Origin of the sequence: Calothrix sp. PCC 6303, from assembly GCF_000317435.1 — a bacterium.
In the GTDB taxonomy this organism is placed as follows: Bacteria; Cyanobacteriota; Cyanobacteriia; order Cyanobacteriales; family Nostocaceae; genus PCC-6303.
The window spans coordinates 950,176-964,709 of record NC_019751.1 but is presented as its reverse complement, the minus strand read 5'-3'; the positions used below and the strand labels follow the sequence as shown (position 1 = coordinate 964,709).

The window sequence follows — 14,534 nt, the reverse complement described above, 5'->3', positions numbered from 1 at the left end:
GTCAAAAACCATTGGAAAATGTGTTTATAGAAATCAGCCTGATAAAAAATAAAAGAAAAGATTTTATCAAAGGTGAAGTCTCATTCCGTTATAACTCAACTTTTTCAAGTTCAATAGTTATTTGTATCACTACCCAAACTAGAAAATATACGACCGTATATAGTAATAAATTAATCTTCAGTTGTACACATGAGCTTCTTCATCGAATCCAGCCCTTTCTTTACCTGGCGAGAAACAGTCACCACACTAATACCTAAGCGTTCTGCTACCTGCTTTTGGGTAAGATCGTGTAAAAAAACAAACTCCAAAACATCACGAGTACGTTTTTCCAACTGAAGTAACGCTTGCTGGAGACGAATTTGATCTTCTTGTGCCAGTTGAAAACTGCGATAATTATGGTCAGGAACCAATTCACCTAAGCTAGCAGAACCTTCGTCATGATCCTGTACGGGTGTATCCAAACTCAGTGGTGCCCGATTAATCCACGCTAACTTAATTTCCTGCCATTCTTCTACAGATACTTCCAAAGCCTCCGCTAGCTCATTGTCGCTAGGTTGACGATTATACTTCTCCCGCAGAGTGCGGGAAACACCAATTGCTTGTTGTTGCAAAGCTAACCAACGTCGAGGAATTCTCACAGTCACACCTTTATCACGCAAATAGTGTTGGATTTCTCCTCGGATATAAGGCATTGCAAAGGAACTAAAAGCGTGACCTTTGGCAATATCGAATCTTTCGATTGCTCTAATTAGACCTAAACAACCAACTTGCAGTAAATCCTCATAGCTTTCTTGGCATTGATTAATCCAGTAGTGAGCTTCTTTTCTCACCAAGCCGAAATTCAACTTCACAAGCTGATTGCGAACTTCTGCTGAGTGATCTTTTTGATACTCTCGCAATAACTGCCAAATCTCTTGCTTTAATTCGCTGGTAGCTGTGGTAAGCATAGCACCGTGGTTAATTTATTGATGAAACAGAACATTTAAAAATTAAAATTCACTTGAGATTTAGATATTGATCTGAGCGTCACAAAATCACGCCGATATCAAAATAGTGATCGCAGCGCTATGTGTGCCAACTTTTAATGGCAGTCAATTCCAATTTTAAATAAGTGATTGTAAGGCTATGTTCTCAATTCAGTTGGATTTTTAATCTCCAAATTGATTCCCTACATAGAGATAAGATATAAAATAAGTTACAGAATCAGGAACCGAAATAGTACCTAACTTAAGGTTTACATGATTTTTACATGGGTCGAATAAAAACAAAAATCCCTTGCATCAAAAAAATTACAAGGGATTATTCTTACTATATGGACTGGGTTTGATAAACTAGTTAGCTTGATTAAGCACGAGGTTCAACTCTAGCGTAGAATACACCACGAATCTTCACTTCTTTGGGATCACCAGAACCTAAATCTGTATCAGAAGGCTGGTTACTTTCAAAGGTACCTGCGATTTCACCAGATACGCTGTCGATTTTAGCCACTGAAAGAGAAATTTCACCTTCTAGAACTTGAGCGCGTTTAACATTTTCGCGGGTAAGTTCTTCAGCATCAGAGCGAGCAGGAAGTGCCACAGCATTATCATAACCGCTAGCTACACCACGACCTTTAGGATCAAGGAAGGTTGCACCACGATAGGAAGGAACTCGAAAACCACCTTTAAAATCAGTTGAGGTGTTGATGCTGGTTAATCCAGATTGTGTTTGAGCAACTAAACCTTTAACAGTAAATAAGAAAGGAATACTTTCGCCACCGGGAAGTTTAACGGTGGTAGCTTGGAAGTCAAAGCCGTCTTTTTCTTCAAAGGTGAGACTACCATCAGAGTTAACATTCAAATCACCTTGGATTTGATCTAACGATGAAGTTTTACGAGTCAAAACCTTTCCGGGGATAAATTCGGCTTTGAGACGTTTATTTGTTGGCTCTTCCTTGATAAAGTAGTTTGTTGGCTCTAAGCAGAGTTCTTTAATGGAGTAAGACTTGCTAGAGTCGATGGGAATAGAACCCCGACTGGTTTCTGAAAGTTGAGGGCATTTGTTAGCCAAACCTGTACCCCGAATCTGTTCATAAGTCAATGCAGTGGTACTACTTGATGATGGAGCATCATTGCAAGCGGTTAATAATCCCAAGCACACAGCGACAAATGCAATAATTAAAGCGCGATACCTCATGGTCAACCTCTATGTCAAAAAATTAATACGCAAGTTGTGAAACCGCAACGGTAAACGTATTTGAACCTATTGCTTTATTTTACTTGGTGTTCAAGCCCTTAGTTTACCAAGATACAGAATTTAGTTGAGATATTTGGTATCTGGAAATATTCAGGTGTCTTGAAGAAAGTGCCGTTCAGCAAAAATCACAAGAAATCATTTACGTGATGTCCAGGATTGGTTATGCCTACGCACTTTTAATCCAATGTACGTACTAGTTACTAGTACATACAGTGCAATTGTTTTATTAAGTATTTCAGCCAGATCCTACGATTTTTACTCACCTAAAGTCAAAAGTTCCTGTATTAAGATTTCCCCTAGATTTTACTGACGTGCTATGACAGTCAAATTGGGCACAAATATAAACGCAGAATCTCGGCTAGATTGAATGAATAAGAGGCAATTCGGTCTTTCAATATTCACCCCTGAGACAAAACTTGGTGACTGCTCCGGTCTACAGTGATTATTAGGGGTATGATTTGCCTTACAAGAAAGCTTGGTTGAGGAATTTGCTTTTTCGTTGAAATTGAATTGATTTTTGGAGGGTGATGTGGATCAAGATAAAAACCAGGAATTATTAATGTTAGGAAGCAAGCTGGATGAGATTAGTTCGTTGGTACATGATGCTGTTACCTTTTGTCAAGGTGAACCCATCGCTATTTTGACATTACTACGGCAGTTAGAATCTTTACATCGAGAAATTCGTGAAGAAGTGTTTCAAAAAAACTTACCTGATACCCGTCATGGGTTATACGCACTATTGCGGGATATTGAAGCGAAGGGTGGATGGCCCTATATTGAAAGAATGAGAATACAAGGGTTTTTGGGAAATATGATTCAAGAGCCTGAAGAATAATTAACATTTATGTTTCTACACCGCAACTTTTGAAGGAGAAAATAGGCGTTTTACTCGCAAATTAACCCATTCTCTACAAAGTTCGCGGTGCATTAGGAAAAGGTTCGCAGCACACTAGTAAACATCCTATTTCTGGTCAGTAACTCAGCCCTAAAGGGACTGAGCTTGTAAGAGTAATCGAGCAAGCTATAGTGACCCGTCTAAGTCTTCACTGACTACGTTTTTTGAATGAACCTAATGGCTAAAAATTGAAGTTATTGGAGGGTTAGCGTTTAACTATCAATTCACAGCTAACCCTCAAAATAAGACTATTCAATAAATACTAAGCTCGAAAGTAAGCAGCTAAGTCATCGGAACCACCAATCAATTTTCCGTCGATGAATACCTGAGGAACTGTTGTGGCAGCTGTAACAGCTTTTAAGGAACGGGTGCTAATATCCTTGCCCAAGATAATCTCTTCATAATCAATACCTTTCTCTTTTAACAATGCTTTAGCACGGGCACAGAAAGGACAGCCAACTTTAGTGAACAAGGTGACTAAAATAGGTTGTTTTGCGTTGGGGTTGATGTATTTGAGCATTGTGTCTGCATCTGACACCTTGAAAGGATCACCTGGTTCTTCTGGTTCGATGAACATCTTCTCGATGATACCGTCCTTCACCAGCATTGAGTAGCGCCAAGAACGCTTACCAAATCCTAGGTCTGTTTTATCTACCAAAAGACCCATGCCTTCAGTGAATTCACCGTTGCCATCGGGTATTAGTATCACATTGTCAGATTCTTGATCTTTTGCCCACTCGTTCATAACAAAAGTGTCATTCACAGACATACAAACAATGCTGTCAACACCATTACTGTGAAATGCTTTTGCTAACTGGTTGTAGCCGGGTAAATGAGTTGAAGAGCAAGTAGGAGTGAAAGCACCGGGTAGGGAGAAGACAACCACTGTCTTACCTTTAAATAAATCATCCGTTGTGATGTTCACCCATTCACTGTCACGACGGGTGCGAAATGTTACATTAGGAACTCGTTGTCCTTCGCGGTTGGGTAACATGGAAATTGACTCCTTAGCAAAACATCTTAAGCGTAATCGGAATGACTATGAGTTGTCAAGGTAGAAATAACTAGATGAGCTTTGTTTTGTGATGCGATCGCATTCAGAATCTGAAGGGATATAGCTAGCTTACTCATCATACTCAATCAGCTTAAAGCCCCAAGGTTTAAGGGCTGCCATCGCAATCTCCTTATTTATTCCTTCATAGGCTTCCCATTCGTCTTTATGTTCTTTGGGATGTCCTTCGCCAACATTACCAGCAACCTTGATAATAGGTAAACCAATTATGCGATCGCGCTCCAGACCTTTTGGAAGTGCTAATCTGATTTTGTGACCCACAAACTTCGACACACTTGAATTCGCTACAGATTCACGAATTAAACAGATATCACCAGCTTTCCCCCAAGTAGTTTCGTAGATGTAGAGGAATGAAATATAGGTTTCTGGTTTAATAGATCTTTTGAGAACTTGCATTACTTATAGTCTTTACCAATTAATTAAGGCTAACTTATTCCTAATCTGCCATAACCAGCATAACTTAATTACCAGAAAATCAGACCGAAAGATAACTACTTAAGCTTTCCTGTATGGATTTTACCAATTATGTAAAACTCCATATATCAGATGGAGCGTCAAAATCACGGTTTCTAGGCTCTGCCTGGGAACCAGTGAATGGCACAAAAACTGTATGAACAAAAAGCGTGAAAATTACATCAAAGTCAACAGGCTAGCCAAAACCTTAGTAGAGACGCGTAGTTTGCTTCCCGGAGGGTAATTTCGCGTCTCTGCAACCGTCATTTTTATCTTGACAGATCAATAGCGTCAAATTCGCACATCAATGACGGAAGCATTAAAGTTATAGTTATAGCCTTCTAATTCAAAAGTCATACCGATTTTGACTTTATTAGTGCCTAACACTGGACCAGTTTCAGCCAGTTGCGCTTGTCCTTGCAAAGTTAGCAGCATATCAGTACTAAAGTTGTTTTTCCGAGGATCAGGTAACTCTTTGACTGAACCATCAGGTTGGGGTATTGTGAGAGTCCGAGGTAGTTCTTGAACTGATTTGATTGTAATATCCCCACCATAGGGTTGCTGACGGATAATAACTTTGGTTTTGCCACCTTCTTTGAGTCCATACTTAGCCAATTGTTGGATATCGCGCACATTCAAACCGCGCACCACTAGATCCACTTCGATGGGTACAGGTTTAGTGTTAATTTGAGCGAGGGAACCAGTTCCACTGGGGAAGAAAAATATACCCAGAACTACTAATAAAATTACAAAAATAGCTCCAGCATCAAGGATGTTGAATTTACCAAATAACCGACCTTTTGAATCTAAAATAGCCATAAAAATTTTCCTAAATCACAGCGATAAAAGTCTTTGTAGTGACGTAAAGGACTGACTTGATGTACTAGTCTATTCTGAGCAAAATGGAAGCAGCAGTTTGGTTTTGCTTGCAGAATTTGAGAATGGAGGAATCTATAACCATGCGACAGTGTATCATGACTGTTGTTTTTAGTGACTAAAGTTAGAAAATGGTCAAAAAGAGGAAAAGGGGTAGGGGGCAGGGAGCAGAGGGGAAGACAGGGACAGAGCTTGGACTCCGCCCCGTATAAGCGTCCTAAAAACGGGGCTTGTACCCATGTTCCACTCCGCTCCACGCAGGTGGAAAGGGCTTGCTCTCCCTGCTCCTTTTCCCCCTGCCTCTTGCGATCATCTTTTGGTACGTTTGGAGGAAATAGCTGAGTAAGCTAGTGGAATACGGTTTTTTGCTTGAAGTCTCAAATGCAACTTAGACAAGTTAAAATACGTCACATGGTTTTAAGTTCTACCATTAAGTTCTAGGAAAACTCCTCCAGACCGGAATTATGATGAATTTAAAGTGTTTTTCTGTGAATTATTTTTTTTCTCGTCGTCGTTGGCTATATCCGCTGATTTCGGCAATGGTGACTCTTTCTTTGTGTTTGGGTACCTATTTACCATCCCAAGCAGTTGATTGGTTGCCTTTAATTTTGCGAGGTGTTCAAGTTGTTCAGCTTTCTAGTATGTCAGAACGTCAGGAAGTTGAACTAGGAAAGCAGATGAATCAAGAGATAGTTGGGGGAGTGAAGATTTACCGCAACTCTCAAGTAAATAGTTATATTCAGCAGTTGGGACAGCGGTTAGCGGCTAACAGCGATCGCCCAAATCTACCATACACTTTTCAGGTGGTTGATGATGATACTGTGAATGCTTTTGCGACTCTGGGTGGTTTTGTCTATATGCATACTGGTTTATTGAAAACTGCTGCGAATGAAGCTGAACTTGCTAGTGTGATTGCCCATGAAATCGGTCATATTGGCGGAAAGCATTTAATGAAGCAGATGCGACAACAAGCTGTTGCATCTGGTATTGCTACAGCTACAGGATTAGATCGCAATCAAGCTATATCTCTAGGTGTAAATTTGGCGTTGAATTTACCTCGCAGTCGCAAGGATGAGTTTGATGCTGATAGTCGTGGTTTGAGATCTCTTTCTCGTTCTGGGTATGCTCAATCTGCGATGGTTTCGTTTATGCAGAAACTACTGAATAATAAACGCTCCACTCCAACGTTTTTAAGCACTCATCCAGCAACAGGCGATCGCATTACTGCTTTAAAGAAGGGTATTAGTATTCAGCCAACAACAAGTACCGCAGGTTTAGATACTAATGCGTACAAAAATAATATTCGACCTTTAGTAGTAAGTTAGATTGAATCAACCCAGAATATTTATAATATCCCAGAGATGTTCCAGTGGAATATCTCTACTACCATTTAACATCAGCTGAGGCACTCTCTAATGTGAGGGTGCGAGTTTGATGCTGTAAAACATTAACTTGATAAACAATATCGTTGGTGGTATCCAAACCAGTTAACCAACCACTACGGGGATGGTAAGCACCAGTATCTATTCCTAGCCAACCACATCCTTTTGCTAATTGTCCAGGATTCACACCAGGTAAGGTAAAGGTGATAGTGTGACCAATAATAATTAGTTTGTTGGGAAAATAGGGTTTAGTGATGGTGTGAAATTCTTCTCTGATCCAGCATAGTTCTTCTGTTGTTTGTTCTAATGGGGATAATTTGGGGTCTACCCCCGCATGTGCTAACCAAATATCTCCCAAATCTAAATATGTTGGCAAACTCATGAACCACTCTATGTGTTCTGGGTAAATCTTCGATTCCTCGTAGCTGGCAATTGTTGCTTTGCCACCACTATAGAGCCATGCTTGTGCTATTGCTGGGGATATGTTTTCATTTGTGAGAACATTTACCAACATTTGTTCATGATTTCCCAGCAAACAATTGTAGTTGCTGGACTTGACAAATTCCACTACTTGTGAACTTTGGGGACCACGATCAATTAAATCACCTAAAAAATAAACTTCGTCATCCGATGCAGGCGCGATCGCATCCAGCAGGGTCATTAATCCTTCATAATGACCGTGTATATCTCCGATAATAATTCGACGCTTGGGAATTTCCCTCATTAGTTTTGATTATAAAGTGATTTTTATGACTCGTGCTACGGGGATAATTAGACCATTTCAGGAATAAAAGTAGTGTTTGGTATCACCGAAAAATAAATTACCCAATTTTGTAGGATGGTTATCCTGTCCTTCCTTGATAATTTGCAGGCATTTTGCCTACACCACAAGAAAATTTGGGGTACTTTTCTAGTTGGAAGTCCCTTTACTGTAAAAACGGCTGCATCAATCTTATTTCATTTCTAGTTGATCTGAAGTATCTGGTTAACTGTTGAAAGCAAGATCTGAGCTTGGAGTAGTATCGTATTTATGTAGCAATCATTCGGGTTTATATTATGTCTGAAGAATTTTCTCCGGAAATTAGCTCTCGTATTTGCAGCCACATGAATAAAGATCATGGTGATGCGATCGCACTGTATGCTGAAGCCTATGGTGGTGTAACTGCGACTGTGGCTCAAATGGACTCTATTGACGCGGAAGGGATGAATCTCACTGCACAAGTTAATGGGGAAGCAACACCAGTGAGAATCCAATTTGACCATGTTTTGGCTAATGCTGAGGATGCTCATCATACATTAGTGGCGATGCTAAAACAAGCAAGGGTGACTAAATAGTTCCGATAGGGGGACGCTTTAGGGTGTCTCCTTCTATCCGCGTTTATGATTAAAATTACTTAATATGTAATCTCAATGGATCGAAGAGCCTTTTTATTTGGTACAAGTACTTTTGCTACTACGCAATTACTAATTGGGTGTGGTGCTAAAAATAAAAGTAAATTTAGTGTTAACTTATTAAAAAAATCCCTCCCTTCCCTAGTAATTGATCAATATCAAAAACAATTAGGAAAACAGAAGGTAGATTTAAAAATTTATCTCCAACCGCAACTCCAGGATATATTCCAGCAGTTAGAAGCTTGGGGAACTGCCAAAAAAGATCCAAAACAGCAAAACTGGTTGAGGTGGGTTCCTGGGATGGGAAACTCTGAAACCAAGGTTCCAGGAGATTTAGTAACGCTAGGTGACTCTTATCTCCAAGATGCGATCGCACGTCGGCTAATTCGCCCTTTAGATGTGGGAAAATTACCTCAGTGGTCAAGTCTACCATCACGATGGCAAGAACTTGTCACCCGTGATGATCGTGGTTTTCCCAGTTCTCAGGGAAAGGTTTGGGCTGCACCTTACCGCTGGGGTAGTACGATGATGATCTATCGTCGTGATAAGTTTGCTGATTTGGGGTTGAAGGCACCCCAAGATTGGAGTGATTTATGGAGGGATGATTTACGCAATCGGGTTTCGCTTCTAGATCATCCCCGTGAGATAATCGGTTTAACCCTCAAAAAGCTGGGTAAATCTTACAATACCCAGGATTTATCTACGGTTCCTCAATTAGAAGCTGAATTACAGTCTTTAAATAAGAATGTCAAGTTTTACGATTCCAGTAAATACCTGGAACCTTTACTTCTGGGAGATACTTTAATATCTACTGGTTGGTCGCATGATATTTTACCAGTAATGACTCGTTATCCTCAGCTTTCAGCCATCGTACCCGAATCAGGTACCGCAATTTGGGCAGATATGTGGGTAAATCCCATCAATAGTCAAAATCAGGTAGATTTATTATCACAATGGATTAATTTCTATTGGCAACCAGATATAGCGAATAAAGTGTCTGTTTTGACTAAAACTAATTCTCCAATTCCCACAACTATCACAACTGAGGATATTCAACCCCAACTACAGAAACTCTTGATTAGTAATCAAGCATTGCTGGAAAAAAGTGAATTTATTTTTCCTTTAGCAGCAGAGGTAGAGAAGCAGTACCAAGATTTGTTCAACAAAATTAAATTGCAGTAGCATTTTGAAGTGATCCTTTTGGGAAACCTAATTGTAAGACTAGATTGTCAAACCTATTCAAATAGTGTGACGACAATCTGGGTAATAAACAATTATCAAAATTAGGCTATCCAAATGAGAGAAAAATATCAAGAATCTTTCACATTAGATGATACTACTTATGCTTCTAACCCTGGAGCTTTGCAAGTCAATTATTTATATTGGATTCGTTCTTTTCCCCAGGAACCAATAAAATTAATTTTTCCACTGATATTGCTAGCTGTGATGATTTTTTTCATCAACTGGGCTTTTGGAATTGGATTATTTAGAGTTATCCGTCAAGGTAAAAGTTTAGATAATTTACCTTTTGCATTACTAGGGATAATTATATTTGATATTTCTTTCTGGTACTTGATTTCTCCACTTTTAAATAAACTGATATTTCTAATACATCGCATACGAGAGCATTTTATGTATGGTTGTGTTAATCCGGGAATTGTTGTTTCATCAAAACCTCTTTTATTGGCAGTTTTTACGGATTTAAGAAAACGTGAAGTTAGATATCCCGCTATTAGAATATTATCTCAGCCATTAAAATGGACAACAAAGGGTACAATACCAATTGGGACAAAGTTTGCAACTGTTGCTCTGTATGAAGAAAGCAAAAATCCAGAAAGCGAGCATTGGGAAAATTTTTACCCAATAGTTATAAATTGCGTCACTGGTAATAAAAGAGATATTAATCGTGTTTTTCGTAGTATTCCAGAGTGGGAATGGCAAGCATTAAAGAATGGACTAACGCAAATAAAAGATAAGCAAGAATCAGGTTTATATTTTTTGGAGTATGAATTAAATGAACATGATTAATCAATATTACAAGTATTAATCAAATTACTAATATTTCATCACGAGAAATTTTGGTTATTCCTCTACCAAATTATACTAACTTGATATTGAGCAATTTTTGGATCTAAGGTTAGTAGGGGAAGGTTCTCTACTTGACTTTGAGCAACTAAAATTCTATCAAAAGGATCTTTGTGATGATTGGGCAAATAATAAGTTTGCAAAGTATATTTTAATTCAATCGGCAAAACTTGAAATGAGTTGATTTCTAGTTGTTCTGCAATATATACTTCAGGATTACTAGGTAATTCTAGCTTTGAGAGTTGAGCTTTTATTGCAATTTCCCAAGAACTCGCAGCACTAAAAAAAATCCGATTATTACGTTCGCTCAAAATAGATTTTACAGTTGATGATAGTTGCAGGTTATTCGTTACCCACCAGAGGAATGTGTGGGTATCCAAAAGTGCTTTCATCCTTCAAACGCTGCCAGGATATCATCTGGTAAAGGTTCATCAAAATCAGGTGCGATGGTAATCATTCCGATTGCGGTACCTGGAACTCTGGGTGGTAAAGTAGGCAATGGGGGAACAAGTCGAGCAATCTGCTCACCATCTTTGAGAATGGTAATCTCCTCACCTTGATTAACTCTATCTAGCAAATCAAGCAGGTTGATGGTAAGGGACTAGCGTCAAAATAAAGTACCAGATGAAAACTCTGAATCCAGTATAAAACGGTAAAGTCTGATTGGTATATCGGTATATTATTTAATTGCAAGTCCCTAACTTCTTCAATTGTCATGCTTGCTGTCATCAGTACACTCTCCATAAGCATTACTTTAATTATATTTTACATAACCTGAGACACATAGAATTTCATAGATCCCCGGCTTCTCAAAGGGTGGCACACCCTTCACTTTAATGGTAAATCAACACTTTCAACTGGGCATTATGGAGTTATGCTCGAAAAGCCTATTAAATCTATAACTTACGCACTCGTTACCAAAAAATCGGGTTTTGAGATTGCTTCCTTACGTCGCAATGACGCAAATAGTATAGTCCGTGCGTAAGTCCTGAAATTGCTGGAGTGAGGGGTTAAACCTACCATTTGCCAAGAGTATCCTCAAAGAAATCGGGGATCTACAGTTTGGTTAAGAAAAAATTATGACTATCAAATTCAGCAAAATTACCATCTAGGTAATACAATCTTGGTGTCTTTATGATCTTCAGGGCAAATGCAGATTTCACCACATCGTCATCGTTGGATCTACTTAGTGCTATGTGCGATCGCGCTTTTCGCTGCATGTACCAAAATACCAGATAAAACCCCTCAACAGGTCTCCCAATCAACTAAACCCCACAATGCCATAATTTTTGTTGTTGATGGTTTACGTCCAGATTGGGTAAACTCTAGCGATACTCCGACTCTAAATGAAATACGTGAACAAGGTGTAGTTTTTCTCAACAGTCACTCCATATTCCCTACTTTCACCACTGCGAATGCTTCAGTAATTGCTACAGGACATTTTCTCGGTGATACGGGAGATTTTAGCAATACCATTAAGGTAAATACTCCAGTTAAAAGTGCTAAAAATAGCTTGGTTCCCTATTTGGGGAATAATGGTGTGATTCGGGAAATCAATAAACAATTTGGGGAAAACTTTCTCAACGAACAGACACTTTTAGCAATAGCGAGGAAAGCTGATTTTAGTACAGCAGCATTGGGAAAAATTGGACCAGTTTTAATTCAGGATGTAACCTTACAAACAGGTGAACAGACAATTATTTTTGATGATGATACAGGGAAGGAAGAAGGTGTTGCTTTAAACGAGGAAATTAGCAAGTTACTGGATAAAAATTCCTTACCTAAAGTCACCCCAGAAAGGGGAGAAAATAAAAATCGTGGTGATTTTAAAACTCCTGGTACCAAAGTTGCGAATACTACCCAACAACAGTACTTTGCTGATGTCACATCTAAAGTCATATTACCACTTTTTAAACAGCGTCAAAAGCCTTTTATTTTGGTATATTGGTCACGAGATCCTGATGGTACTCAGCACAACCACGGTGATAGTCTTAATCAAATTGTACCAGGCATTAACGGGGCAACAGTCCAAGCAGCAAGGCAAAATGCTGATAAAAATCTGGCACAAATTCGCACTGCTTTACAAGATTTGGGATTGGCAGAAACAACCAACATATTTGTAACTGCGGATCATGGTTTTTCCACCATTAGCAAAGAAAGTAAAACTAGTTATGCAGCTACTCTAAGTTATCCAGATGTACCCAAAGGTTTCTTACCATCGAGTTTTTTGGCAATAGATTTAGCCAAGGATCTAAAATTATCACTTTTTGACCCTGATAAAAATAATAGCCCAATAGATCCTACCAAAGGACAATCATCTAAAAGTACGATGCTAGCTGAGAATCCACAGCAAGCTGATGTGTTTGTCGCTGCAAATGGTGGTTCTGACTTGATTTATATAGCCAATAAAGCCAAACAAAAGGAATTAGCGCAAAAAATAGTTAACTCATTACTCAAGCAAGATTATGTGAGTGGAATCTTCGTTGACAATGATTTGGGCAAGATACCAGGGACTTTATCCACAGAAGCGATCGCACTACGGGGAAATGCTCGTACTCCTAAGCCTTCTATCTTAGTTAATTTTCGCTCCTTTGATTCAGGTTGCGGCACCCCTACTGCTTGTGGTGTAGAAGTTTCCGACACCTTTTTCCAACAAGGACAAGGAATGCATGGTAGTTTTAGCCGTGCTGACACCTATAATACGATGGGTGCCATTGGTCCGGATTTCAAAAAAGGATACAAGGATTTTGCCCCTGTAAGTAATGCTGATGTTCCCCGCACAATTGCCAAAATTCTCAATTTACAACTCAAACCCCAAGGAAAACTCACAGGAAGAGTATTAACAGAAACTTTGGTTGGTCAGCCAGATAATATCACCGCAAAGTCTTTTAAAATGGAATCTCAACCTGCTGCAAATGGTTTGAAAACTATTCTTAAATACCAAACTGTTGGTAAAACTCGTTACTTCGATGTTGCTGGTTTTCCTGGGAGAACATTGGGGTTGAATCAGTGAACAGGGAATTTGCTATGTTGCGTCCCGCATTTCTAAACCAAATACCTCAGAAAATGCCCGAATAATCTCTTGACGCACTTCCAAGGTTGTAATTCCCGGTATCCACTGAGATAAACTACCAACGGATTTATCGGGAATACCACAGGGGACAATTTGCTCAAAACCACTCAAATCAGGGCAAACATTCAATGCGAAACCATGCATAGTTATCCAGCGTTTAACTTTAATGCCAATTGCTGCCACTTTGCGACCTTCTACCCAAACCCCTGTTAAACCGGGAATGCGATCGCCTGATAGTCCGTACACTCTCAGTACCTTAATTAACACTGATTCTAGTTGTCTTAAATACCAATGTAAGTCCTGTTGATGGCGGTGTAAATTTAAAATTGGATATCCCACGATTTGCCCAGGACAATGGTAAGTTACTTCTCCTCCCCGCTCAACTCGATGGATTTCTACCTGAGTATTTTCGGGGTCAAATTTGAGGAATTCTAGGGTTGCTCCTTGCCCTAAAGTATATACAGGTGGATGTTCCAGCAAAATTAAGACATCTTCTAAATCAGGATTATCTATACGGGATTGTAAAAGCGATCGCTGCCAAGCTAAAGCTTCTAAATAAGACATTGATCCTTGGTTATATAACGAACAATATGACATGGGAAAATTATTATTACAAATAGTGTCTAAACACACAATTACTGGCAAAAAGAAGTATTGCAAGATACTTAAGAAGATTGAGTTATTGTCAATCTCTGCAAAAGATTGTAAAGGAAAGTAAAAGTAAGCTGTTTTCTAAAATACAAAATGCTAGCTTGTATAGATAAACAAAATGGTGTTGAGGAGGTTTCTCAGCAATAACATCTCACCAGAAGCAGAAGTAAGAATGTACTGGTCGATGATGTCCAATGTTTTTTGACTGCTCATAGTGAATAAAATTTCTCAGATTACTTGTTGAACTCGATTTCCAGCTAGTGAATGCAGAGGAGGAACCGCAAAGCGGGTTTAACTAACTGATTGTTTCCGCATTGGTTAGTATTTTGGAGAATTTTGAGGTTAGGGATTTGGCAACAATTATAAAATGAAATCCCAGCCAATATTGTTTTTGGTTGTGAGTGCAATCAGCAGACTGAC

15 protein-coding genes are annotated in these 14,534 nt (G+C 39.1%); 6 read left to right on the top strand and 9 right to left on the bottom strand.

From position 1 onward, the window contains the following. Positions 1-170: 170 nt before the first annotated feature. Together CAL6303_RS03985 and CAL6303_RS03980 are read right to left on the bottom strand one after the other, a co-directional pair. Positions 171-947: an RNA polymerase sigma factor SigF gene (locus CAL6303_RS03985; protein WP_015196541.1), complete on the bottom strand. Its 777-nt coding sequence runs from the start codon at positions 945-947 to the stop codon at positions 171-173. A 397-nt stretch (positions 948-1,344) separates the two neighbouring features. Continuing rightward, positions 1,345-2,175 (bottom strand): photosystem II manganese-stabilizing polypeptide, encoded by an 831-nt coding sequence (locus CAL6303_RS03980; RefSeq protein WP_015196540.1) that lies wholly within the window; start codon positions 2,173-2,175, stop codon positions 1,345-1,347. Between the two features lie 589 nt (positions 2,176-2,764). Here CAL6303_RS03980 and CAL6303_RS03975 point away from each other — a divergent pair. Next, positions 2,765-3,070: a hypothetical protein gene (locus CAL6303_RS03975; protein ID WP_015196539.1), complete on the top strand. Its 306-nt coding sequence runs from the start codon at positions 2,765-2,767 to the stop codon at positions 3,068-3,070. 322 nt (positions 3,071-3,392) lie between these two features. Here CAL6303_RS03975 and CAL6303_RS03970 read toward each other — a convergent pair whose 3' ends face one another. The 3 genes from CAL6303_RS03970 to CAL6303_RS03960 form a co-directional block, all read right to left on the bottom strand. After that, positions 3,393-4,124, bottom strand: coding sequence for a glutathione peroxidase (locus tag CAL6303_RS03970; RefSeq protein ID WP_015196538.1), 732 nt, complete (start codon positions 4,122-4,124; stop codon positions 3,393-3,395). A 129-nt stretch (positions 4,125-4,253) separates the two neighbouring features. Then, positions 4,254-4,598 carry a hypothetical protein gene (locus CAL6303_RS03965; protein ID WP_015196537.1) on the bottom strand — a complete coding sequence of 115 codons (345 nt, stop codon included), beginning with the start codon at positions 4,596-4,598 and terminating at the stop codon, positions 4,254-4,256. Positions 4,599-4,946: 348 nt separating this feature from the next. Next, positions 4,947-5,474: a DUF4330 domain-containing protein gene (locus tag CAL6303_RS03960; protein WP_015196536.1), complete on the bottom strand. Its 528-nt coding sequence runs from the start codon at positions 5,472-5,474 to the stop codon at positions 4,947-4,949. A 524-nt stretch (positions 5,475-5,998) separates the two neighbouring features. Between CAL6303_RS03960 and CAL6303_RS03955 the strand changes: the two genes are divergently transcribed. Beyond that, complete coding sequence (locus tag CAL6303_RS03955; protein WP_015196535.1) at positions 5,999-6,856, top strand: M48 family metallopeptidase; 858 nt, start codon at positions 5,999-6,001, stop codon at positions 6,854-6,856. 58 nt (positions 6,857-6,914) lie between these two features. Here CAL6303_RS03955 and CAL6303_RS03950 read toward each other — a convergent pair whose 3' ends face one another. After that, the gene (locus CAL6303_RS03950) at positions 6,915-7,637 is read right to left on the bottom strand and encodes a metallophosphoesterase family protein (protein ID WP_015196534.1); all 723 of its coding nucleotides are present in this window, start codon (positions 7,635-7,637) and stop codon (positions 6,915-6,917) included. 332 nt (positions 7,638-7,969) lie between these two features. Here CAL6303_RS03950 and CAL6303_RS03945 point away from each other — a divergent pair, with 332 nt between their 5' ends. The 3 genes from CAL6303_RS03945 (at position 7,970) to CAL6303_RS03935 (ending at position 10,333) form a co-directional block, all read left to right on the top strand. Next, entirely contained in the window at positions 7,970-8,248 is a 279-nt protein-coding gene (locus tag CAL6303_RS03945; RefSeq protein ID WP_015196533.1) for a DUF2470 domain-containing protein, read from the top strand. 75 nt (positions 8,249-8,323) lie between these two features. Then, positions 8,324-9,487, top strand: a complete 1,164-nt coding sequence (locus CAL6303_RS03940) for an extracellular solute-binding protein (RefSeq protein WP_015196532.1) — start codon at positions 8,324-8,326, stop codon at positions 9,485-9,487. Between the two features lie 114 nt (positions 9,488-9,601). Continuing rightward, a complete protein-coding gene (locus CAL6303_RS03935; RefSeq protein ID WP_015196531.1) occupies positions 9,602-10,333 on the top strand; it encodes a DUF3239 domain-containing protein in 732 nt (243 codons plus the stop codon). Between the two features lie 62 nt (positions 10,334-10,395). Here CAL6303_RS03935 and CAL6303_RS03930 read toward each other — a convergent pair whose 3' ends face one another. Then, complete coding sequence (locus CAL6303_RS03930; protein WP_015196530.1) at positions 10,396-10,782, bottom strand: type II toxin-antitoxin system VapC family toxin; 387 nt, start codon at positions 10,780-10,782, stop codon at positions 10,396-10,398. Further along, positions 10,779-10,967, bottom strand: a complete 189-nt coding sequence (locus CAL6303_RS03925) for a type II toxin-antitoxin system Phd/YefM family antitoxin (RefSeq protein WP_238993772.1) — start codon at positions 10,965-10,967, stop codon at positions 10,779-10,781. The genes CAL6303_RS03930 and CAL6303_RS03925 overlap by 4 nt, the downstream gene beginning before the upstream one ends. Before the next feature lie 573 nt (positions 10,968-11,540). Here CAL6303_RS03925 and CAL6303_RS03920 point away from each other — a divergent pair. Continuing rightward, positions 11,541-13,403, top strand: a complete 1,863-nt coding sequence (locus CAL6303_RS03920) for an alkaline phosphatase family protein (RefSeq protein ID WP_015196528.1) — start codon at positions 11,541-11,543, stop codon at positions 13,401-13,403. 12 nt (positions 13,404-13,415) lie between these two features. On the opposite strand, the gene lipB is transcribed toward CAL6303_RS03920, so the two are convergent. After that, positions 13,416-14,060 (bottom strand): lipoyl(octanoyl) transferase LipB, encoded by a 645-nt coding sequence (gene lipB, locus CAL6303_RS03915; RefSeq protein ID WP_041739062.1) that lies wholly within the window; start codon positions 14,058-14,060, stop codon positions 13,416-13,418. Positions 14,061-14,534: the final 474 nt, after the last annotated feature.

What these genes read in the sequence shown, in the direction of transcription:
- CAL6303_RS03985 (WP_015196541.1), bottom strand. Translation starts at nt 947, where the DNA reads ATGCTTACCACAGCTACCAGCGAATTAAAGCAAGAGATTTGGCAGTTA.
- CAL6303_RS03980 (WP_015196540.1), bottom strand. Translation starts at nt 2,175, where the DNA reads ATGAGGTATCGCGCTTTAATTATTGCATTTGTCGCTGTGTGCTTGGGA.
- CAL6303_RS03970 (WP_015196538.1), bottom strand. Translation starts at nt 4,124, where the DNA reads ATGTTACCCAACCGCGAAGGACAACGAGTTCCTAATGTAACATTTCGC.
- CAL6303_RS03965 (WP_015196537.1), bottom strand. Translation starts at nt 4,598, where the DNA reads ATGCAAGTTCTCAAAAGATCTATTAAACCAGAAACCTATATTTCATTC.
- CAL6303_RS03960 (WP_015196536.1), bottom strand. Translation starts at nt 5,474, where the DNA reads ATGGCTATTTTAGATTCAAAAGGTCGGTTATTTGGTAAATTCAACATC.
- CAL6303_RS03955 (WP_015196535.1), top strand. Translation starts at nt 5,999, where the DNA reads ATGAATTTAAAGTGTTTTTCTGTGAATTATTTTTTTTCTCGTCGTCGT.
- CAL6303_RS03950 (WP_015196534.1), bottom strand. Translation starts at nt 7,637, where the DNA reads ATGAGGGAAATTCCCAAGCGTCGAATTATTATCGGAGATATACACGGT.
- CAL6303_RS03945 (WP_015196533.1), top strand. Translation starts at nt 7,970, where the DNA reads ATGTCTGAAGAATTTTCTCCGGAAATTAGCTCTCGTATTTGCAGCCAC.
- CAL6303_RS03940 (WP_015196532.1), top strand. Translation starts at nt 8,324, where the DNA reads ATGGATCGAAGAGCCTTTTTATTTGGTACAAGTACTTTTGCTACTACG.
- CAL6303_RS03935 (WP_015196531.1), top strand. Translation starts at nt 9,602, where the DNA reads ATGAGAGAAAAATATCAAGAATCTTTCACATTAGATGATACTACTTAT.
- CAL6303_RS03930 (WP_015196530.1), bottom strand. Translation starts at nt 10,782, where the DNA reads ATGAAAGCACTTTTGGATACCCACACATTCCTCTGGTGGGTAACGAAT.
- CAL6303_RS03920 (WP_015196528.1), top strand. Translation starts at nt 11,541, where the DNA reads ATGCAGATTTCACCACATCGTCATCGTTGGATCTACTTAGTGCTATGT.
- lipB (WP_041739062.1), bottom strand. Translation starts at nt 14,060, where the DNA reads ATGTCATATTGTTCGTTATATAACCAAGGATCAATGTCTTATTTAGAA.